This is a genomic window from Pseudomonas sp. G2-4, from assembly GCF_030064125.1.
Classification (GTDB): domain Bacteria; phylum Pseudomonadota; class Gammaproteobacteria; order Pseudomonadales; family Pseudomonadaceae; genus Aquipseudomonas.
In genome coordinates, this window is sequence record NZ_CP125957.1 from 1,463,134 (window position 1) to 1,484,661 (window position 21,528).

General features: G+C 61.3%; 19 protein-coding genes. 15 read left to right on the top strand and 4 right to left on the bottom strand.

The features are described from left to right. Positions 1-126 precede the first annotated feature (126 nt). Positions 127-2,973: an RNA polymerase-associated protein RapA gene (gene rapA / locus QNH97_RS06530; RefSeq protein ID WP_283556114.1), complete on the bottom strand. Its 2,847-nt coding sequence runs from the start codon at positions 2,971-2,973 to the stop codon at positions 127-129. A 248-nt stretch (positions 2,974-3,221) separates the two neighbouring features. Between rapA and QNH97_RS06535 the strand changes: the two genes are divergently transcribed. The 3 genes from QNH97_RS06535 (at position 3,222) to ccoM (ending at position 4,082) form a co-directional block, all read left to right on the top strand. Then, positions 3,222-3,563 carry an aspartate-semialdehyde dehydrogenase gene (locus tag QNH97_RS06535; protein ID WP_283556115.1) on the top strand — a complete coding sequence of 114 codons (342 nt, stop codon included), beginning with the start codon at positions 3,222-3,224 and terminating at the stop codon, positions 3,561-3,563. 94 nt (positions 3,564-3,657) lie between these two features. After that, positions 3,658-3,819, top strand: coding sequence for a hypothetical protein (locus QNH97_RS06540; protein WP_283556116.1), 162 nt, complete (start codon positions 3,658-3,660; stop codon positions 3,817-3,819). A 146-nt stretch (positions 3,820-3,965) separates the two neighbouring features. Further along, the gene (gene ccoM, locus QNH97_RS06545; RefSeq protein WP_283556117.1) at positions 3,966-4,082 is read left to right on the top strand and encodes a cytochrome c oxidase subunit CcoM; all 117 of its coding nucleotides are present in this window, start codon (positions 3,966-3,968) and stop codon (positions 4,080-4,082) included. A 249-nt stretch (positions 4,083-4,331) separates the two neighbouring features. Here ccoM and QNH97_RS06550 read toward each other — a convergent pair whose 3' ends face one another. Beyond that, the gene (locus tag QNH97_RS06550) at positions 4,332-5,807 is read right to left on the bottom strand and encodes an inorganic phosphate transporter (RefSeq protein ID WP_283556118.1); all 1,476 of its coding nucleotides are present in this window, start codon (positions 5,805-5,807) and stop codon (positions 4,332-4,334) included. 364 nt (positions 5,808-6,171) lie between these two features. Beyond that, entirely contained in the window at positions 6,172-6,372 is a 201-nt protein-coding gene (locus tag QNH97_RS06555) for a hypothetical protein (protein ID WP_003184509.1), read from the bottom strand. Between the two features lie 591 nt (positions 6,373-6,963). On the opposite strand from QNH97_RS06555, the gene pcaR reads away from it, so the two are divergent. The 11 genes from pcaR (at position 6,964) to pcaC (ending at position 17,995) form a co-directional block, all read left to right on the top strand. Continuing rightward, positions 6,964-7,806, top strand: coding sequence for a pca regulon transcriptional regulator PcaR (pcaR, locus tag QNH97_RS06560; protein WP_003184507.1), 843 nt, complete (start codon positions 6,964-6,966; stop codon positions 7,804-7,806). Positions 7,807-7,964: 158 nt separating this feature from the next. Continuing rightward, positions 7,965-9,311 (top strand): 4-hydroxybenzoate transporter PcaK, encoded by a 1,347-nt coding sequence (gene pcaK, locus QNH97_RS06565; protein WP_283556119.1) that lies wholly within the window; start codon positions 7,965-7,967, stop codon positions 9,309-9,311. A 238-nt stretch (positions 9,312-9,549) separates the two neighbouring features. Then, the gene (locus QNH97_RS06570; RefSeq protein ID WP_283556120.1) at positions 9,550-10,407 is read left to right on the top strand and encodes a CoA transferase subunit A; all 858 of its coding nucleotides are present in this window, start codon (positions 9,550-9,552) and stop codon (positions 10,405-10,407) included. Then, positions 10,404-11,186: a CoA-transferase subunit beta gene (locus QNH97_RS06575; RefSeq protein ID WP_283557434.1), complete on the top strand. Its 783-nt coding sequence runs from the start codon at positions 10,404-10,406 to the stop codon at positions 11,184-11,186. The genes QNH97_RS06570 and QNH97_RS06575 overlap by 4 nt, the downstream gene beginning before the upstream one ends. After that, a complete protein-coding gene (gene pcaF, locus QNH97_RS06580) occupies positions 11,183-12,388 on the top strand; it encodes a 3-oxoadipyl-CoA thiolase (protein ID WP_283557435.1) in 1,206 nt (401 codons plus the stop codon). Before QNH97_RS06575 ends, pcaF begins: the two co-directional genes overlap by 4 nt. Before the next feature lie 37 nt (positions 12,389-12,425). Continuing rightward, on the top strand, positions 12,426-13,130 hold the full coding sequence (gene pcaH, locus QNH97_RS06585) for a protocatechuate 3,4-dioxygenase subunit beta (protein ID WP_283556121.1): 705 nt from the start codon (positions 12,426-12,428) through the stop codon (positions 13,128-13,130). Between the two features lies 1 nt (position 13,131). After that, positions 13,132-13,698, top strand: coding sequence for a protocatechuate 3,4-dioxygenase subunit alpha (gene pcaG, locus QNH97_RS06590; protein ID WP_283556122.1), 567 nt, complete (start codon positions 13,132-13,134; stop codon positions 13,696-13,698). Positions 13,699-14,026: 328 nt separating this feature from the next. Beyond that, complete coding sequence (locus QNH97_RS06595; RefSeq protein ID WP_283556123.1) at positions 14,027-15,325, top strand: MFS family transporter; 1,299 nt, start codon at positions 14,027-14,029, stop codon at positions 15,323-15,325. An 89-nt stretch (positions 15,326-15,414) separates the two neighbouring features. Next, positions 15,415-16,779 (top strand): 3-carboxy-cis,cis-muconate cycloisomerase, encoded by a 1,365-nt coding sequence (locus tag QNH97_RS06600; RefSeq protein WP_283556124.1) that lies wholly within the window; start codon positions 15,415-15,417, stop codon positions 16,777-16,779. Between the two features lie 12 nt (positions 16,780-16,791). After that, positions 16,792-17,592, top strand: coding sequence for a 3-oxoadipate enol-lactonase (gene pcaD, locus QNH97_RS06605; RefSeq protein ID WP_283556125.1), 801 nt, complete (start codon positions 16,792-16,794; stop codon positions 17,590-17,592). A 10-nt stretch (positions 17,593-17,602) separates the two neighbouring features. Next, complete coding sequence (gene pcaC, locus QNH97_RS06610) at positions 17,603-17,995, top strand: 4-carboxymuconolactone decarboxylase (protein ID WP_053178395.1); 393 nt, start codon at positions 17,603-17,605, stop codon at positions 17,993-17,995. A gap of 190 nt (positions 17,996-18,185) precedes the next feature. On the opposite strand, the gene QNH97_RS06615 is transcribed toward pcaC, so the two are convergent. Continuing rightward, entirely contained in the window at positions 18,186-19,448 is a 1,263-nt protein-coding gene (locus QNH97_RS06615) for an OprD family porin (protein WP_283556126.1), read from the bottom strand. 1,547 nt (positions 19,449-20,995) lie between these two features. Here QNH97_RS06615 and QNH97_RS06620 point away from each other — a divergent pair. Next, positions 20,996-21,346: a DUF6124 family protein gene (locus QNH97_RS06620; protein WP_025212302.1), complete on the top strand. Its 351-nt coding sequence runs from the start codon at positions 20,996-20,998 to the stop codon at positions 21,344-21,346. Positions 21,347-21,528 lie beyond the last annotated feature (182 nt).

The window sequence follows — 21,528 nt, forward strand, 5'->3', positions numbered from 1 at the left end:
TGAGTTTCACCCCGTCGAGCCGGGTGGAGGTCAGCCTTGTTGGGGCTGCTGCGCAGCCCAGCGGGAGCAAGCTCCCTCGCCACAAAAGCTCTCCGGCACAATTAATCGGGTTGGTGTCCGGGTTTATCAGCCCGCCACCAACACTCGAATCGCCTCCAGGCGCAGCGCCGCCTTTTCAAGCATCGCCAAGCCTTGTTCGCGTTGTTGACGCAGGGCCACCAGTTCGCTGTCGCGCACGGTTGGGTTGACGGCTTGCAGGGCGGTCAGGCGTGCCAGTTCCTCGTCGGTATCGGCGGCCAGGCGACGCTGGGCCTCGGCCACGCGTTCGGCGTGGCGCGGGGCGATCTTCTCTTCACCCGCGTTGATCCGTGGCGTCAGTTGGTCGCGCTGGGCCTGGATGAACTTGTTGGCGCTGGCACGGGGCACGCTTTCCAGTTGGTCGTTCAGGGTTTCGAACGCGACTCGGGCGGCCAGGTCGTTGCCGTTGGCGTCCAGCAGGCAGCGCAGGGCGGCCGGCGGCAGATAACGGCCCAGTTGCAGTGAGCGTGGGGCAACCACTTCACTGACGTAGAGCAGTTCCAGCAACACGGTGCCTGGCTTGAGGGCCTTGTTCTTGATCAGCGCCACGGCGGTGTTGCCCATGGAACCGGACAGCACCAGGTCCATGCCGCCCTGCACCATCGGGTGTTCCCAGGTGATGAACTGCATGTCTTCGCGAGACAGCGCCTGGTTGCGGTCGTAGGTGATGGTCACGCCTTCGTCGTCACCCAGCGGGAAGCTGGCGTCGAGCATTTTTTCGCTCGGCTTGAGGATCAGCGCGTTTTCCGAATGGTCCTCGCTGTCGATGCCGAACGCGTCGAACAGGGTTTCCATGTAGATCGGCAGGGCGAACTGGTCGTCCTGTTCGAGAATGGCTTCCACCAGCGCATCACCTTCACCCGCACCGCCGGAATTGAGCTCCAGCAGGCGGTCGCGACCGGTGTGCAGCTCGGCTTCCAGGCGCTCGCGTTCGGCACGGGCTTCGTCGATCAGTGCTTGCCACTGGCCATCGTCGGCTTCTTCCAGGAGTGGTAGCAGGCGCGGGCCGAACTGATGCTGTAAGGCGTTGCCGGTCGGGCAGGTGTTGAGGAAGGCATTCAAGGCTTCGTGATACCACTGGAACAGACGCGCTTGCGGGCTGGTTTCCAGATAAGGCACATGCAGCTCGATGATGTGCTTCTGGCCGATCCGGTCCAAGCGGCCGATACGCTGCTCCAGCAAGTCCGGGTGCGCCGGCAGGTCGAACAGCACCAGGTGATGGGCGAACTGGAAGTTGCGACCCTCGCTGCCGATTTCCGAGCAGATCAGCACCTGGGCGCCAAACTCTTCGTCGGCGAAATAGGCCGCCGCGCGGTCACGCTCCAGAATGTTCATGCCTTCGTGGAAAACCGTGGCCGGGATGCCGGAACGCACGCGCAGGGCGTCTTCCAGGTCCATGGCGGTTTCGGCGTGGGCGCAGATCACCAGCACCTTGGTGCGCTTGAGCATCTTCAGGGTGTCGATCAGCCACTCGACGCGCGGATCGAAGCGCCACCAGCGTTCTTCCTCGCTGGCGTCCGGCTGGGCCTGGAAGCTGACTTCCGGGTATAGCTCGGCGTGATCGCCCAACGGCAGCTCGAGGTATTCGGCCGGGCACGGCAGCGGGTAGGCGTGCAGCTTGCGCTCCGGGAAACCCTGCACGGCGGCGCGGGTATTGCGAAACAGCACGCGGCCGGTACCGTGGCGGTCCAGCAGTTCGCGGACCAGGCGGGCGCTGGCTTCGATATCGCCATCATTGACGGCGGTCAGCAAGGCTTCGCCTTCGTTGCCCAAAAAGCCGTGGATGGTTTGGTGGGCTTCGGGCGAGAGACGGCCCTTGTCCAGCAGCTCCTGCACGGCTTCGGCCACCGGGCGATAATTTTCGCTTTCGGCGCGGAAGGCCTTGAGGTCATGGAAGCGGTTCGGGTCCAGTAGGCGCAGGCGGGCGAAGTGGCTGTCCTGGCCCAGTTGTTCCGGGGTCGCGGTCAGCAGCAGCACGCCCGGGATGGTCTCGGCAAGCTGTTCGACCAGGGCGTATTGCGGGCTGACCTGATCTTCGTGCCATACCAGATGGTGGGCTTCATCGACCACCATCAAGTCCCAGCCGGCGGCGAACAGCGCATCCTGGGCTTTCTCATCGTCCACCAGCCACTCCAGCGCCACCAGGGCCAGTTGGGTGTCTTCGAACGGGTTGCTGGCATCGCTTTCGATGAAGCGTTCTTCGTCGAACAGCGCGACCTGCAGATTGAAACGCCGACGCATTTCCACCAACCACTGGTGCTGAAGGTTTTCCGGCACCAGGATCAATACGCGGTTGGCGCGGCCGGAAAGCAGTTGGCGGTGGATCACCAGGCCGGCTTCGATGGTCTTGCCCAGGCCTACTTCGTCTGCCAGCAACACCCGCGGCGCAATGCGGTCGGCCACTTCGCGGGCGATATGCAACTGGTGGGCGATCGGCTGGGCACGTACGCCGCCCAGGCCCCACAGCGAAGACTGCAATTGGCGACTGGTGTGTTCCAGGGTGTGGTAGCGCAGGGAGAACCAGGCCAGCGGGTCGATCTGGCCGGCGAACAGACGGTCGCTGGCCAGGCGGAACTGGATGAAGTTCGACAGCTGGGTTTCCGGCAGGGTGACGACGTCGTTCTGCCCGTTGAGGCCGTGGTAGACCAGCAGCCCGTCGACATCATCGACTTCGCGCACGGTCATTTTCCAGCCTTCGAAGTGAGTGATCACATCGCCCGGCGAAAACCGTACACGGGTAAGGGGCGCATTCCGTAGCGCGTACTGGCGAGTGTCGCCAGTGGCCGGATAGAGCACGGTCAACAAGCGGCCGTCCTGTGCCAGAACGGTGCCTAAACCCAGCTCGGCTTCGCTGTCACTGATCCAGCGTTGCCCCGGTTGATACTGCTGCGCCATGCTGCCTGACTCCCGCCTTGAAAAAGCCGGTTATCTTAACGGAATGATCCCTCAGACCAAAGGAATTACGTAAGCATTACGCTGCCACGGGGCTGATTCGTCACGCGACGGTACGGAACTTAAGTGGGCTCAGGGATCAAACAAGCTCGACCCTGAGTGCTGCGACAATGCCAACTGGGTCACAAGTTTCAGACCGGCGGTTCAAGCTGCCATCCCCTCAGCCGACAACCTGAAGACAGGAGACCTTTATGTTGCCACCCATACTTCCTCTGAGCGTTGTACCGATCACCGCTCAACAGGACCCGGTCCGCCAGCGACCGGACATACCGCCCGTGGTCCCGGTGCAGCAAAGCTCCAACGAAAGCACCATCGACCTGCAAAATCGTGACCCGGAAGAGGCCGCGCTGCTGCTGCGTGAGGAACAGCGCCGTCAGCAGGAACGCGACAAGCGTCGCCACGAAGCCGAGGAAGACCCCGAAGAGCACCTGGCCATACCGGGTACCGAACTCAATGCCGATAACACCGTGCCGGTAGTGCCGCTGATGGAAGAAGAGTCGCGCCAGGGCCTGTGGGTCGATATCCAGATCTGATGCAGGCGCTTGCCGACGTACGCAGGCTGGTCAACACCGCCAACAGCCCGCATCATGGGCGCATCCGCAATTCACTGCACGATGCCGACACGCCATGAGCCAAGATGACAAACTGATTGACCTCAACGCTGAGCGCGCCAAGCGCGTTCACGACCTCAACGAAAAGCGCCTCAATGAAGTCCGCCAGGCTTTCGAGCAGGCCATGCCCCTGACCAAACCCAAGAAAAAGCCGAAGAACAAACCGAAAAAGCGTTGAGCCCCCCCTCGAACCATTGATGTAGATCAGTTATTTCCCCACCTTTACGCCCCGTCGCGGGCGTTATTGACCCCGGTCAATTTTCATCCAGGCCTGATTGGTTAACTTGAACCCATCGCAACAGGGGCAAGACCAGGAGGCCAGTCATGTTTTTCGATAATGTGGTGTTTGCCGGGGTGTTCACGGTCGGCCTCATGTTCGTGTTTTTCGCAGGCTTTGGATTATTCATCTGGAAAGACGCGCATAAGCGCAAAAAGCCGTAGATCTTTCCGGCTACAACGAGCACGCAAGGCATTTTGGGCGACTTCGGTCGCCCTTTTTTTTGGCAATTTTTTTTGCTTCGACAAAACAACTGTGGGAGAGCTTGCTCGCGATAGCGGCGTTTCAGCCGCCATTGATATCGGCTGACCTGACGCTATCGCGAGCAAGCTCGCTCCCACAGGGTTGGGTGTTTTGAGCATAAAAAAAGGTGCGACCCAGCAGGGTCGCACCTTTTTAATGGGCCGCTGGAATCAGCTACCGAGGGCCTTGGACGCCAGCCAGAACAAGCCGGCCGACAGCGCCACCGTCGCCGGCAGGGTCAATACCCAAGCCAGCAGGATGGTGCGCACGGTGCCACCTTGCAGGCCGCTTTTGTTGGCGACCATGGTGCCGGCCACGCCCGAGGACAGCACGTGGGTGGTGGAAACCGGCAGACTGAAGATGTTCGCCGCGCCGATCATGCACGCTGTGGTGATCTGTGCCGACATGCCTTGGGCATAGGTCATGCCTTGCTTGCCGATCTTCTCGCCGATGGTCAGCACCACACGCTTCCAACCGACCATGGTGCCCAGGCCCAGGGCCAGGGCGACCGCCAGGATCACCCAGAACGGGGCGTATTCGGTGGTGGCGGTCAGGTCCTTGCGCAGCTTGTTCAGGTCGTCTTTCTCGCGGGCCGCCAAGCCTGGCAGCTTGCCGACCTTCTTCGCCGTGTCATCCAGGCAGAGCAGGTAGCGGCGCACCTCGATGCGGCTCTCCGACGGCAGCGAATGGTAGTCCGCCACGCCTTTGAGCGTGTCGAGCAGTGCAGCGATGGTGGGCTCTGTCTGCTGCGGGTTGCAGCGGAATTTTTCCGGCAGATCGCCTTTCACGCTTTTGCCCAGCGCCAGGTACTCACCCAGGGATTCGTTGTTGCGCTGGTAGAACTGGCTCAGGTGCAACGTCGCGTCGCGCGTCCGTTCGATCTGATAGGTGGTGCTGCCAAGGTCGAGTACGAACTGCGCAGGCACGATACCGATCAGCACGAGCATGATCAGGCCGATACCTTTCTGGCCATCGTTGGAGCCGTGGACGAAGCTGACAGCCATGGCCGAGATCACCAGCACCAGGCGATTCCAGAACGGTGGATGCTTTTTGTCGTCGATCTTGCGGCGCTGTTCCGGCGTCTTGTGCATCTTCGACAGCGGGCGCCACCATTTCAGACTAATCAACACCAGGGCGGCAACCAGGAAACCGGCCATGGGTGAGAACACCAGGGAAGCGCCGATATCGATCGCCTTCTGCCAGTTCACCCCGTCGGCCAACGGAATATCGTTGATCAGGGCGTTGGCCAGGCCCACGCCGAGGATCGAGCCGATCAGCGTGTGGGAACTGGAGGCCGGGATACCGAAGTACCAGGTACCCAGGTTCCAGGTGATGGCCGCTGCGAGCAGCGAAAACACCATGGCCAGGCCGTGTCCGGTGTTCACATTGATCAGCAGCTCCACGGGCAACAGGTGAACGATGGCATACGCCACCCCCACGCCGCCCAGCAGCACGCCGAGGAAATTGAACACACCGGAAAAGAACACCGCCAGATGAGGCGGCATGGCTTTGGTGTAGATAACAGTGGCAACCGCGTTAGCGGTGTCATGAAAGCCGTTGATGAACTCGAAGGCGAGGACAAAAGCCAGGGCGAGCAAGAGGCTCACGAGCACCCAAGCATCCAGTCCGCTGAATAAATCGATCATGAAGGTTTTCTGACCCGGTCGTAAGGGGGCGCGATTATGCCAGAAAACCATGGCAATCGATGCATCGCCTGCTCATCGGTAACATTCTTCAACGAAATAATTTGTAGGAAACGCGCTGGTCGGGGATTTCGACAGGGTATGCAACCCGTTGATTTCGGGCTGAAAAGCCCGAAAGGCAAGGGCGGTCTCGGCGCTGAAGGTACTTCAGGTCGATGTACGAAGGATCTGAAAAAGTTTGTTCACGAGTACTCCTCGACCGTTAGCGGAAAGGAGATGACGGCCCGCTCGTGACGGGCGTCCAGCATCGGCGTCCGGCCTGAGTGTTGGCCGGATACCGCTTCACAAGAACATCAAGCCTTGAGCGTCATTGCTCTTCGGCCTTGAGTTCTTTTTCCATTTTCTGCAGTTCCTGGGTGAAGGCCTGGTCCTGAACGGTGGCACGCTTACGCCAGGGTTTGCGTTCCGGTTCAGGCTGCGCGGCGTAGGTGGTGACTTCCCCGCCGTAAACTTCCTTGTAACGTTGTTCCTGGCGCTCTAGTTCCGCGCGCAGTTCGTCTTTCGTCACAGTTCTACCTAATAAAGTGAAATTGAATCTGGTGATACGCACTGCATGTAGACATGCAGACGGCCACGGCACCAGAGCTGACAGCTGACGTAGCATCAGGGCTTCGTGTTGTTGCCAATACAGGGGAAGCGGCCATCAAGGTGCTTCGTGCACCTGTTGCGGGCACCACGCAACAAACTGCGGCGCCCTGCGGACGGGAACGGTCGATTGGCCGCTCCGTCACTGAAGTGCATTATAGCGGTCCACTCGAATAACACTATCGGGAAAAATTAAAAGTATCGGTTGTTGTGTGAATCCATGTTTGTATGCGCAACTTGTGGCAATTAGGTTTCAGCACATGCCCGACAAGTGCCGGTAGGCTGACGTCATTGAACGTAACAAGTTCAATGTCCCAGGCATCGTGTTCAAGTCCAATCGCCTGGGAGCGTGAACTTGCATCGAGTGCGTACGGCATCCGAAGCGGATTCCCACATAGAGCTGATTGCGATTATCGGCCGCTGGTTCGATAATCGAACGATCTTGGCGGTTTAGCGCTTGTCTGCCCATCGGGCGCCGCTTGTAATAGCCGTCATTCGCCGGGAAGGACCAGACATGAACGACCAACTGCGCAATGCCTTCACTTCAGTAGCGCCTCCGATCGTCGCCTCGCCGGCCAAGCGGATCCAGGCCCTGACCGGCGACCCGGACTTCATGACGTCCCTGGCCCGGGGGCTGGCGGTGGTCCAGGCGTTCCAGGAGCGCAAACGGCACTTGACGATCGCCCAGATCAGCCACCGTACGGAAATCCCCCGCGCCGCCGTCAGGCGTTGCCTGCATACCTTGATCAAGCTTGGCTACGCCACCACTGACGGACGCACCTATTCCCTGTTACCCAAAGTCTTGACCCTCGGCCACGCCTATCTGTCATCGACGCCCCTGGCTGTTTCCGCCCAGCCGTACCTGGACCGCATGAGCGAACAGTTGCACGAGGCGTGCAACATGGCGACGCTCGAAGGCGACGATATTCTCTATATTGCCCGGTCGGCCACCACCCAGCGGCTGATCTCCGTAGACCTCTCCGTTGGCGGGCGTCTGCCGGCTTATTGCACCTCCATGGGGAGGATTCTCCTGGCCGCCCTCGACGACGCTTCGCTGCGTGATTACCTCGACCATGCCGACCTGCAGGCCAAGACCAGCCGTACCCTGCACACACCCGAAGCGTTGCTTGAGTGCCTGCAACAAGTGCGGCAGCAGGGCTGGTGTATCGTCGATCAGGAATTGGAGCAGGGCCTGCGTTCGATTGCCGTGCCGGTGTACGACGCTTCCGGGCAGGTGGTGGCGGCGCTGAATGTCAGCACCCATGCCGGGCGGGTCAGCCGCAATGAGCTGGAACAGCGCTTCCTGCCAGGCTTGCTGGGGGCCAGTCGCGACCTCAGTGCGCAACTGTTCACTTAAGCTGTTCGATAAACGCACAGAGTCGCCTCTGGCGAATTGACGGTGTTTGCCGCGCCTCATTAATGTCGCGGCAGCGTCATCCGGCGTGATCGAGTCTGGCTCGGCCGTTGGAGGGCGACCTCTGTACGCCTGCGTTTCTTGCGTGGAATAACAATAAAATGAATCAGCCCCAAACTTCCGTAGGCACCTGCCTCGACGTGCAATCTTTCATCAATGCTCAACCGATCTCGCGCTATCAATGGCGGGTGGTGATTCTCTGCTTTCTGATTGTCTTCCTCGACGGCCTCGATACAGCGGCCATGGGCTTCATTGCCCCAGCCCTGTCTCAGGACTGGGGCCTCGATCGCGCCAGCCTCGGCCCGGTGATGAGTGCCGCGTTGATCGGCATGGTGTTCGGCGCACTGGGTTCCGGCCCATTGGCTGACCGTTTTGGACGAAAAGTCGTACTGGTGGGCGCGGTCTTGCTGTTCGGCGCGTTTAGCCTGGCGTCGGCCTACAGCACCAATGTCGATCAATTGCTGGTGCTGCGTTTCCTGACCGGCCTGGGACTGGGTGCCGGGATGCCCAACGCCACCACCTTGCTGTCGGAATACACTCCGGAACGCAAGAAATCCCTCTTGGTGACCAGCATGTTCTGCGGTTTCAACCTGGGCATGGCTGGCGGTGGGTTCATCTCCGCCAAGCTGATACCCGCGTTTGGCTGGCACAGCCTGTTGTTGATCGGCGGGATTTTGCCGCTGATCCTGGCAGTGGTGCTGTTGTTCTGGCTGCCGGAGTCGGCGCGTTACCTTCTGGTGCGCAATCGCGGCACCGACAAAGTGCGCAAGGCCCTGGCGCCGATCGAACCCAACACGGTGGCCCAGGCCGCAAGCTTCAGCGTGCCGGAACAGAAAACCGTGAAAGCCCGTAATGTACTGGCGGTGATTTTCTCTGGTACCTACAGCGCCGGCACGCTGTTGCTGTGGCTGACCTATTTCATGGGGCTGGTGATCGTCTACCTGCTGACCAGTTGGCTACCGACGCTGATGCGCGACAGCGGCGCAAGCATGGAGCAGGCGGCGTTTATCGGCGCGTTGTTTCAATTCGGCGGCGTATTGAGCGCGGTTGGCGTGGGTTGGGCGATGGACCGGTTCAATCCGCACAAGGTCATCGGCCTTTTCTACCTGATGGCTGGCATATTTGCCTACGCGGTAGGGCAGAGCCTGGGCAACATCACCTTGCTCGCCACGCTGGTGCTGGTGGCCGGGATGTGCGTCAACGGCGCGCAATCGGCGATGCCTTCCCTGGCGGCGCGTTTCTATCCCACCCAGGGCCGGGCTACGGGCGTGTCGTGGATGCTGGGCATTGGTCGTTTCGGCGCAATCCTCGGTGCCTGGATGGGCGCGACCTTGCTGGGCCTGGGCTGGAACTTCGAGCAGGTCCTGACTGCCTTGGTCATTCCGGCAGCCCTGGCGACTGCGGCGGTGGTGATCAAGGGCATGGTCAGCCATGCGGATGCGACCTGAGGAGCCAAGCTGCACAACCCGGATCCACCACACCCGTGGCGAGGGAGCAAGCTCCCTCGCCACGGTTTTCGCGGTGTGAGCAGATCGATAGCCAAACAACAATCTGTTCGATAAACGAACACTCAGTCGATTATCGGATTGTTCGGCGTTCCCCCTCAGCTTAATCTTCAGTCACTCCGGCGCTTAACCTCGCGCCTTTTTCTTCATGTCGGTCTACTGGAAAACGGGAGCCTGCCCCATGGCTGAAATCCTTTCGCTGCACGACGCGGTGAAGCAGTTCGTCAACGACGGCGACACCGTCGCGCTCGAGGGCTTCACTCACCTGATTCCGACGGCGGCGGGTCATGAAATCATTCGCCAGGGCAAGAAAGATCTGACTTTGGTGCGAATGACGCCTGACTTGATCTACGACCAGTTGATCGGCGCCGGCTGTGCTCGCAAGTTGATTTTCTCCTGGGGCGGCAACCCAGGTGTGGGTTCCCTGCACCGCCTGCGTGATGCGGTGGAGAAGCAGTGGCCACACCCGCTGGAGATCGAAGAACACAGCCACGCCGACCTGGCCAACGCCTACGTCGCCGGGGCCTCCGGCCTGCCGTTCGCGGTGCTGCGGGCTTACGCCGGTTCTGATCTGCCCAAGGTCAACCCACTGATCAAAAGCGTGACCTGTCCCTTCACCGGCGAAGTCCTCGCCGCAGTGCCCTCGGTGCGTCCGGATATCACGGTGATCCATGCCCAGAAAGCCGACCGCAAGGGCAACGTGCTGCTGTGGGGCATTCTCGGAGTGCAGAAAGAGGCTGCCCTGGCCGCCAAGCGCTGCATCGTTACCGTGGAAGAAATCGTCGACGACCTGAACGCGCCGATGAACGCCTGCGTCCTGCCGACCTGGGCACTGAGCGCGGTGTGCCACGTACCGGGCGGTGCCCATCCGTCCTACGCTCACGGCTACACCGAGCGTGACAACCGTTTCTACCAGGCGTGGGACCCCATCGCCCGGGACCGTGAGACCTTTACCGCCTGGATCAACGAATACATCCACGGCACCCGGGACTTCAGTGAGTTCCGGGCCCGACTGGCAGCCGCTTCGGAGGCGAAATAATGACGTACTCCACCAATGAAATGATGACCGTCGCCGCGGCCCGCCGGTTGAAGAACAATGCCGTGTGCTTCGTGGGCATCGGCCTGCCGTCGAAAGCCGCCAACCTGGCGCGGCTGACGTCCTCGCCGGATGTCGTGCTGATCTACGAGTCCGGCCCGATTGGTGCCAAGCCCAGCGTACTGCCGCTGTCCATCGGCGACGGTGAACTGGCGGAAACCGCGGATACCGTCGTGCCGACCGGTGAAATTTTTCGCTACTGGTTGCAGGGCGGGCGTATCGACGTCGGTTTCCTTGGCGCGGCCCAGGTCGACCGGTTCGGCAACATCAACACAACGGTGGTGGGCGACTACCATCAGCCGAAAGTCCGCTTGCCGGGCGCCGGTGGCGCACCGGAGATCGCCGGTTCGGCCAAGAGCGTGTTGATCATTCTCAAGCAGTCGGCGCGTTCATTCGTCGACAAGCTGGATTTCATCACCTCGGTTGGCCATGGCGAGGGCGGCGATTCGCGCAAGCGCCTTGGGCTACCGGGCGCCGGCCCTGTGGGCATCATCACCGACCTGTGCATCATGGAGCCGGAAGCCGACACCCATGAATTCGTGGTCACCGCGTTGCACTCCGGCGTGACCCGTGAGCAAGTCATTGCTGCCACCGGATGGGCGATCCGTTTCGCCGATCAGGTGCAGACCACCGCCGAGCCGACCGAAGTGGAGCTGCGCGCACTGCGTGATCTTGAAGCTCGCACCGCGGCGGCCCACGGCCAGGCCCCGGGAGAAGCCTGATGCGCGACGTGTATATCTGTGATGCGATTCGAACCCCCATCGGCCGGTTCGGCGGCGGTTTGTCCGCGGTACGCGCCGATGACCTGGCGGCCGTACCGATCAAGGCGCTGATGGAGCGCAACCCGTCGGTGGACTGGAATGCAGTGGACGAGGTGTTCCTCGGCTGCGCCAACCAGGCCGGCGAAGACAACCGCAACGTGGCGCGCATGGCGCTGCTGTTGGCGGGCCTGCCAGAGAGCATTCCCGGCGTGACTCTCAACCGTCTTTGCGCCTCGGGCATGGACGCCATCGGCACCGCGTTCCGTGCCATCGCCAGCGGCGAAATGGAACTGGCTATCGCTGGCGGCGTGGAGTCGATGTCTCGCGCACCATTTGTGATGGGCAAGGCCGACGCGGCGTTCTCGCGCAACATGAAACTGGAAGACACCACCATTGGCTGGCGCTTCATCAACCCATTGATGAAAGCCCAGTACGGTGTGGATGCGATGCCGCAGACGGCGGACAACGTGGCCGACGATTACGCCGTGTCTCGTGCCGATCAAGATGCTTTCGCCTTGCGCAGTCAACAGCGTACGGCGGCGGCCCAGGCGGCAGGTTATTTCGCCGAAGAAATCGTTGCAGTGCGCATTGTCCACAAGAAAGGTGAAACCGTGGTCGAGCAGGATGAGCATCCTCGCGCCGACACCACCTTGGAAACCCTGGGCAAACTCAAGCCGGTCAACGGCCCGGACAAGACCGTCACCGCGGGTAACGCCTCGGGTGTCAATGACGGTGCGGCGGCGCTGATTCTGGCCTCGGCCGAAGCGGTGAAAAAACACGGGCTGACACCTCGTGGCAGAGTGCTGGGCATGGCCAGTGCCGGCGTGGCGCCGCGGGTGATGGGCATCGGCCCGGTGCCGGCGGTGCGTAAGCTCACTGAACGGCTGGGCCTGGCGGTCGCCGATTTCGACGTGATCGAACTCAATGAAGCCTTTGCCAGCCAGGGCTTGGCGGTGCTGCGCGAGCTGGGGCTGGCGGACGATGCGCCGCAGGTCAACCCGAACGGCGGCGCCATCGCCCTCGGCCATCCCCTGGGCATGAGCGGCGCACGGTTGGTGCTGACGGCGCTGCATCATTTGGAAAAGACCGGCGGCAAGAAAGGCCTGGCGACCATGTGTGTTGGCGTCGGCCAGGGCCTGGCGCTGGCAATCGAACGCGTCTGACGCGTCGTTCAACTAATAAGAAACCGAGGAATGCTTCATGACTGACAAGCCTGGTTATCGTCGCCCCCAAGCGGGCACCCAGCCGGAGTATTTGCACCCACCGTATCAGTCCACCAATCTGCGCTCGCCGTCCAAGCCGTTGGTGTTCCTGCCGCATTCGCTGTCGGAAATCACCGGCCCGACCGTCGGAGCCGACCGTGTGCAGGAGAAGGACAACGACTTGACCGCCCAGCATGCCGGTGAGCCGCTGGGGGAGCGAATCATCATTCACGGGCGCGTGCTGGATGAACATGGCCAGCCTGTGCCAGGCATCCTCGTGGAAATCTGGCAGGCCAACTCTGCCGGTCGCTACAACCATGATCGCGATCACCATGACGCGCCGCTGGACCCAAACTTCACGGGCACCGGTCGCACCGTCACCGACGCTGACGGCTGGTATCAGTTCCAGACCATCAAGCCCGGCGCCTACCCTTGGGGCAACCATCCCAATGCCTGGCGCCCGGCGCATATCCATTTTTCACTGTTCGGGCCGAGCATTCTGACGCGCCTGGTGACGCAGATGTATTTCCCTGGCGATCCGCTGCTGGCCTACGATCCGATCTACAACTGCGTACCGGACACGAGTGCCAAGGAACGCCTGATTGCCAGTTTCGACCTGGAAAAGACCCTCCCTGACTACGCCCTCGGTTATCGCTGGGACATCGTATTGCGGGGCCGCGATGCCACGCCGATGGAGAAATAAGATGACGCTCACCGCCACCACGTCCCACACCGTTGGCCCGTACTACCACATCGGCCTGACCTGGCTGAACCGCGAAGACCTGACCGTCGCCCAAACCCTCGGCCAGCGCGTGGCGATCACCGGACAGGTGATCGATGGCAACGGCCAGTTCGTCAACGATGCGATGCTGGAAGTCTGGCAGGCCAACGCCGCCGGTAAATATGCCCATCCTGAAGACGACCAGGACAAACCCCTGGACCCGCACTTCGAGGGTTTCGGCCGGGTACCGGTGGACGCCGAAGGGCGCTTCCGCTTCACCACCATCAAGCCGGGCAGCGTGCCAGGGCTGGGCGGTACGACCCAGGCGCCGCACCTGGTGGTGCTGGTGTTCGCTCGCGGGCTGGTCAAGCATTTGCTGACGCGGATCTACTTCGAGGGCGAACAGGCCAACGAAACCGACCCGTTGCTGGCCTGCGTGCCCGAGGAGCGACGCGCCACCCTGGTGACCAAACCCGATGCTTCGGGTGTGTACCAGTGGAACGTGATCCTGCAGGGGACGGATGCCGAGACGGTGTTCTTCGATTACTGAGTCATGATTGCCCCGTGGCGAGGGAGCTTGCTCCCGCTGGCTTGTGCAGCAAGCCCAAAGCCGGCGACCGGGTGTCTCAGGATGACCTCGTAGCCGGTTTGCGACTGCTTCGTAGCCGAGCGGGAGCAAGCTCTCTCGGCACAGGGGAATATGAACCCAGCCCAGAAGTGTATGGGCCACAGGGCCCAATAATGTATGAGTCCCCGTGGGAGCGAGCTTGCTCGCGATAGCGTCCACACAGGCGCTATCGCTTCAACGTCTGTTTACGGAACGGGTTTGTTACGAAGTGTGTCTAGACGTTGTCCATTCCCCAACGAGTGAATAATCCATGGCCACCCCAATCACCAGCCACTACACCGGCGAAGAGCGCAGCAAGCGCATCTTCGCCATCGTCGGCGCCTCATCCGGCAACCTGGTCGAATGGTTCGATTTCTACGTCTATGCGTTCTGCGCGATCTATTTCGCGCCGGCGTTCTTTCCGTCCGACAACCCCACCGTACAACTGGTCAATACGGCGGGTGTGTTTGCTGCCGGGTTCCTGATGCGGCCCATCGGCGGCTGGATTTTTGGCCGGGTGGCGGACCGTCACGGGCGCAAGAATTCGATGATGATTTCGGTGCTGATGATGTGCTTCGGCTCGTTGCTCATCGCCTGCCTGCCCACTTACAAGGACATCGGCGTCTGGGCGCCGGTGCTGCTGTTGCTTGCCCGCTTGCTGCAAGGCCTGTCGGTCGGCGGCGAATACGGCACCACTGCCACCTATATGAGCGAAGTCGCCCTCAAGGGCCAGCGCGGTTTCTTTGCCTCGTTCCAGTACGTGACGCTGATCGGCGGGCAACTGCTGGCGGTGTCGCTGGTGGTCGTCCTGCAACAGTTTCTCAACGAAGACGAACTGCGCGCCTACGGCTGGCGGATCCCGTTCGTGGTGGGCGCGGCGGCGGCGCTGATTTCACTGTTGCTGCGTCGCTCCCTCAAGGAAACCAGCAGCAAGGAAATGCGCGAAAACAAAGACGCCGGCAGCATCGCGGCGCTGTTCCGCGATCACAAGGCGGCGTTCATCACCGTGCTGGGCTACACCGCCGGCGGTTCGTTGATTTTCTACACTTTCACCACCTACATGCAGAAATACCTGGTGAACACCGCTGGCCTGCACGCCAAGACCGCCAGCTATATCATGACCGGCGCGCTGTTCCTGTACATGTGCATGCAGCCGTTGTTCGGCATGCTGGCGGACAAGATTGGCCGACGAAACTCCATGCTCTGGTTCGGCGGCCTAGGGGCGTTGTGCACCGTGCCGATCCTGCTGACCCTAAAAAGTACCAGCAGCCCGTTCCTGGCGTTTGTGCTGATTACGCTGGCGCTGGCGATCGTCAGTTTCTACACCTCCATCAGCGGCCTGGTGAAAGCGGAAATGTTTCCACCCGAAGTGCGGGCACTGGGGGTAGGGTTGGCGTACGCAGTGGCGAATGCGATTTTTGGCGGTTCGGCCGAGTACGTTGCCTTGAGCCTGAAAGCCCAGGGCATGGAAAACGTTTTTTATTGGTATGTCACGGTCATGATGGTGGTGGCGTTCCTGTTCAGCCTGCGCCTGCCCAAGCAACCGGCGTATTTGCATCATGACCTTTGAACCACCGAATCATTTAAGGCTTGTTTGAGTCAGTGTGGCCACAGCAATTTCTCTGGCCACAGAGACATCCACTTCCCCAAGGACTGTTTATGAGCGAACGACCGGGCAATCAATTGTTCGATGCCTACTTCACCGCCCGCGACATGCGCGAGGTGTTCTGCGACGGGGGCCGGGTCCAGGCCATGCTCGACGTCGAAGCGGCATTGGCCCGGGCCGAGGCGCGGGTCGGGTTGATTCCCCAAAGTGCCGTGGCGTCGATCGAGAAGGCCTGTCGCGCCGAGCTTTATGATTTTTCGGCCTTGAGCGAAGCGATTGCCAGCGCCGGCAATTCGGCGATCCCGCTGGTCAAGGCGCTGGGCAAGCGCATCGCTGCCGAGAACGCCGAAGCCGAGCGCTACGTGCACCTGGGCGCGACCAGCCAGGACGTCATGGACAGTGGGCTGGTGCTGCAACTGCGCCAGGCACTGGGGCTGATCGAAGGCGAGCTGGCGCAGCTGGCCGTCACCCTGGCCCGACAAGCTGAACACTACGCCGCCACGCCGCTGGCCGGGCGCACTTGGCTGCAGCATGCAACGCCGGTGACCTTGGGCATGAAAATCGCCGGTTGGCTGGGAGCAATCACCCGCAGTCGTCAACGTTTGAAAGAACTCAAGCCGCGCTTGCTGGTGCTGCAATTCGGTGGCGCCTCTGGAACCCTCGCCGCATTGGGTGAGCACGCCTTGCCCATCGCCGAAGCCCTGGCCGCCGAGCTGCAACTGGACCTGCCGGAACAGCCGTGGCACACCCAGCGCGATCGCCTGGTGGAGTTCGGCGCGGTGCTGGGCTTGATCGCCGGTAGCCTGGGCAAACTGGGCCGCGACATCAGCCTGTTGATGCAGACCGAGGCCGGCGAAGCGTTCGAGCCTTCGGCGCCAGGCAAGGGTGGTTCGTCCACCATGCCGCACAAGCGTAATCCGGTAGGTGCGGCAGTGCTGATCGGCGCGGCGACGCGGGTGCCTGGTTTGTTGTCGACGCTGTTCAGCGCCATGCCCCAGGAGCATGAGCGCAGCCTGGGCCTTTGGCACGCCGAATGGGAAACCCTGCCGGAAATCTGCTGCCTGGTGTCCGGTGCCCTGCAACAGGCGCGGCTGCTGGCCGATGGGCTGGAAGTCGACGCGGCGCGCATGGCCCGTAACCTGGAACTGACACAAGGACTGGTGCTGGCCGAAGCGGTGAGCATCGTTCTGGCCCAGCGCGTGGGACGCGACACCGCGCACCATCTGCTGGAGCAATGTTGCAAACGCGCCGTGGCCGAACAACGCCATTTGCGGCAGGTGCTGGGGGACGAACCCCAGGTCACCGCGCAATTGTCCGCCGCCGAGCTCGATCACTTGCTCAACCCCGCCCACTACCTCGGCCAGGCCCAGACCTGGGTGGCCCGAGCGGTGGCTGAACACCTGGCCTTCACTGCCTGAAAGGAGATTGCTGTGGGATTCGTCAAACTCGCCGAGGGCGATCTGAATTATTGTTTCGACGGGCCGCAAGATGCCCCGGTGTTGGTGCTCTCCAACTCCCTGGGCACCGATCTGCACATGTGGGACGAGCAGGTCGCGGCGTTCAGCGAACACTTTCGTGTGCTGCGTTTCGACACCCGCGGGCATGGCCAGTCGCTGGTCACTGAAGGTCCGTACAGCATCGAACAACTGGGCCATGACGTGCTGGCGATGCTCGATCAGTTGGACATCGACAAGGTGCATTTCTGTGGGTTGTCCATGGGCGGGCTGATCGGCCAGTGGCTGGGAATTCATGCCGGCGAGCGTTTGCACAAACTGGTGGTGTGCAACACCGCCGCGAAGATCGGCGACCCTTCGGTGTGGAACCCGCGCATTGAAACCGTGCTGCGGGATGGCAAGGCGGCCATGGTCGCGCTGCGGGATGCTTCGATTGCCCGCTGGTTTACCGCGGATTTTGCCGAGGCCCAACCGGCGAAGGTGAAGAAGATCACCGACATGCTCGCTGCCACCTCGCCCCAGGGCTACGCGGCCAACTGTGCGGTCGTGCGTGATGCCGATTTTCGTGAGCAATTGTCGACGATCCGCGTGCCGCTGTTGGTGATCGCTGGCACTGAAGATGCCGTGACGCCGCCTTCGGGTGGGCACTTTATCCAGCAGCGGGTCAGCGGGGCCGAGTACGCCGAGTTCTATGCCGCGCATCTGTCCAACGTCCAGGCCGGCGCCGCGTTCAGCGCGCGGGTGCTGGATTTCCTGCTTGATTCTGGCTGTGCCTGAGGATTTTTTTGTGGACGAGAAACAACGTTACGACGAAGGCATGCAAGTACGTCGCGCGGTACTGGGCGATGCCCATGTCGATCGCAGCCTCAATGCCTTGACCGAGTTCAACAGCGAATTCCAGGAGATGATCACCCGTCACGCCTGGGGTGACATTTGGACCCGCCCGGGCCTGCCGCGCCACACTCGCAGCCTGATTACCATTGCCATGCTGATCGGCATGAACCGCAACGAAGAGCTCAAGTTACACCTGCGCGCCGCGGCCAATAATGGGGTGAGCCGTGGCGAGATCAAGGAAGTGATTATGCAGAGCGCGATCTACTGTGGCATTCCGGCGGCCAATGCTACCTTCCACCTGGCCGAGTCGGTGTGGGATGAGCTGGGTGTCGAGTCGCGGGCTTAAGAGCCACAGGCTTGCTTGCGAAAGCGGTGTGTCAGTTTGTTTCGACGTTGAATATGATGACGCCTTCGCGAGCAGGCTCGCTCCCACACTGGATCTTCAGTGAGTACAAAATTTTGTGTTCGACACAGATCCCCTGTGGGAGCGAGCTTGCTCGCGATGACGGTGGTACGGCCTCCATCCATGTTGGTTTTTACAGCAAGCTGATCGGATAGCTGACGATCAACCGATTCTCATCGAACTCATTGGTGCTGTAGTCCCGGCGCATTGTCGAGTTACGCCACTTCACATTCAGGCTCTTCAGTGCGCCGCTTTGCACGGTGTAGGCCAGCTCACTTTCCCGACCCCATTCCTTGCCGTCGTCGACGGTGGCGGTGTGCACGTTGTCGCCGCTGATGTAGCGGTTCATCAGGGTCAGGCCCGGTACGCCGACGGCGGCGAAGTTGAAGTCGTGGCGCACTTGCCAGGATTTTTCCTGGGCGTTGTCGTAGCTGGAGTTGTAGCTGTCGTTGGCCAGGGTGCCGCCGCTGGTGCCGTTGACGCGCATCCAGGCGTCATCGCCGCTGAGTTTTTGCAGGCCGACGTAGAAGGTGTTGCCGCCGTATTTGGCCGAGAGCATGGCGAAGGCGGTTTTGTTGTCCAGATCGCCGGCCAGGGCGTTGCCGTCTTCCTTGCCGATGAAGTAGCCGAGGTTGGCGCCCAGGGTCCAGTCGCCGATGGGCTGGCTGTGGGTCAGGTTGAAATACTTTTGCTGGTAGATGTCGGACAGTTCCGAGTACCAGACGCCGACTTGGGTGCGTTTTTCGTTGAAGGCATATTCGCCGCCGCCGAAGTTGAAGCGGTCGGAGGTGAACGCGCCGCGGCCGTTCATCGACATGTCTTCCATGCTCGCATCGTTGCGCGGGCTGTTGGCGCGGAATTGGCCGCCGTACAGGGTCAGGCCGCTGATTTCGGTGGAGGTCACCTGGCCGCCACGGAACGTTTGTGGCAGGGAACGACCGTCATCGGAGCGCAGGATCGGCAGCACCGGCATCCACTCGCCGACCTTCAGCTCGGTCTTCGATACTTTGGCCTTGAGGGCCACGCCCAGGCGCCCGAAGTCATCGGCCGGACGGCCGTCATCATGCACTGGCAGCAGGTGTGTACCCGCTGTGCCACGACCGCCATCGAGCTTGACCGAGTACAGGCCTAGCACGTCCACACCGAAACCGACCGTGCCCTGGGTGAAGCCGGACTTGGCGTCGAGGATGAAACTCTGGGTCCATTCCTCGGCTTTGCCTTGGGCATTGTTTGGGTTGGTGAAGTTGCGGTTGATGTAGAAATTGCGCAGGTTGAGGTTGACCTTGGCATCCTCGACAAACCCCGATTCCGCGGCCAGGACGGGCAGGACGGGCAGGGCGGTGCTGGTCAGGGCGACGGCAATGAGGCTGGGGAAAAAGTGCTGTGTCGGTTTCATGGGCGTGTCTCTAGTTTTTTGTGGACGAAGCGGGTCGTTGCCGCAACCTTGGGTTGCAGACGGTACGGTGGAACCAGCGGCGTGAAGGCTGTCGAGGATCAGCCGGGTGCGGCGGGGCGTATGGGCATGGTGTCGAACCTGTTGTTATTGGTTTTGTGCCAGCGATGGTGAAGGGCCGTCCGGGATCGGTTCAATTGGCGTTTGCGGGTTTTGGGCGATTATCGAACGGCAAAACAACCTATTGGATGGACACAATCTCCTGTGGGAGCGAGCTTGCTCGCGATGGCGGCCTTACGGTTGATCAAGGTTTTTTTGACCGTGTACATATCCATTGCTGCGGTAACGGCGGCTTATGGTTCCGCCCTTACGGCGGGTCACTTTCGAAAATCCGGAAGCCGGCCCAGGCGAAAGTAACCAAAGCGCTTTATGCCCCACCACTCGGCACCTCGCCTAGGCTCGGTGTGCCCTCTCTCCGGCATTGCTCCGTGGGCCGCCGCGAAGGGCCATCCATGGCCCAGCGCGGCTATCCCGGCATCCATGCCGGGATGCCCACTCCACAATGCCTGCGTTCGGCCATCGTGGTTAACGGGGCGCCGAGATCAACGTCCGACGCGAGGCGGCCTTAGAGCCGGCCTGACTCTTCCGGTCGTACACCCATCAGACCTGTGGGAGCAAAAGCTTGTTCGCGAAGGCGGCCTTACAGCCGACCTGATTCTGGCATCTGGACTACGATCCAATGTGGGAGCGAGCTTGCTCGCGAAGACGGCGGCACATCCAACGCTGATGCAGGCTGATCCACCTCCATCGCGAGCAAGCTCGCTCCCACAGGAATTTGCGGTGCCCGCAAATCCATAGGTCGTCACTGAGCCAATGTGGGAGCTTGCTCGAGAAGACGATGGCACAGTCGTTGGGGATGTTGAATGCTCCGGCCTCTTCGCGAGCAAGCCCGCTCCCACAGGGAAAACGCGGTCCCACCAAGAACCAGGTCGGCTACTAGGCCGCCTCGCGCCGGACGTTGATCTCGGCGCCCCATTAACCACGATGGCCGCACGCAGGCATTACGCAGTGGGCACCTCGGCATGGATGCCGAGGTAGCCGCGCTGGGCCATGGATGGCCCTTCGCGGCGGCCCACGGAGCAATGCCGGAGTGCGGGCATGCCGAGCCTAGGCGAGGCACCGAGTGGTGGGGCAGGAGCGCTTTGGTTACTTTCGCCTGGGCCGGCTTCCGGATTTTCGAAAGTGACTCGCCGTAAGGGCGAAACCATAAGTAGCCGTTACCACGAAAACGGATATGTACCCAGTCAACAAGAGCAAAGCCAGCTGACAGGCCGCCATCGCGAGCAAGCTCGCTCCCACAAGATTTGTGGCCGGTCTGACAGACGCGGCGATTTTTCCGACGAGGTTTTAAGGTTGCTGCTCGGAAGCGGGATCTCTAGCTTGTTTGGGTCGCAGCCAATCCAGCGACCGGGACTGCAAGCCCGTCGAATTCGTTAGGCGCCAGCGCCCGGGCCCACGTCTCGGGCTCCAATTGATACAGGAGCGCCGTTATGAAAAAACATCATCCTTCTTCGCCATCAGAGAGCACCTTCCCCTACAACGACCCCGATCCAGAAAAGCTCCAAGAGGCCGCAGACCGAGCACTCGATTACCATCTGGGCACCCACCCTGATCCCAAACCCAAAACCTCAACACAAGTCTTCACCGTCATCGATACCATCGACACGGAGTGTCTCCTGGCCAATCTCAGCGAAACCCTGGCCTCGGCCAATGCCATGGTCAGTGACCTGGCGTTCGAGTTGGAGGGCTCGCGGCGGCATGTCGCGCTCGGCGTGGCGCAGATGATCGAGCTGAGTGAATTGTTGGCTAATCGTGCGCTGGATATCGTCGATCCACGTTAGCCAAGTCGGTGTTGAAGCAGGCACAAACAAAAAGCCCACCTTTCGGTGCAATGCGGTGCATTTAAGAAAAAAGATGGACCTGTGGCGAGGGAGCTTGCTCCCGCTCGGCTGCGAAGCAGTCGTAAACCGACGGGTGTGGTGTGTCTGATGCTCCGCATTTGGCAGGTTTTGGGGCCGCTTCG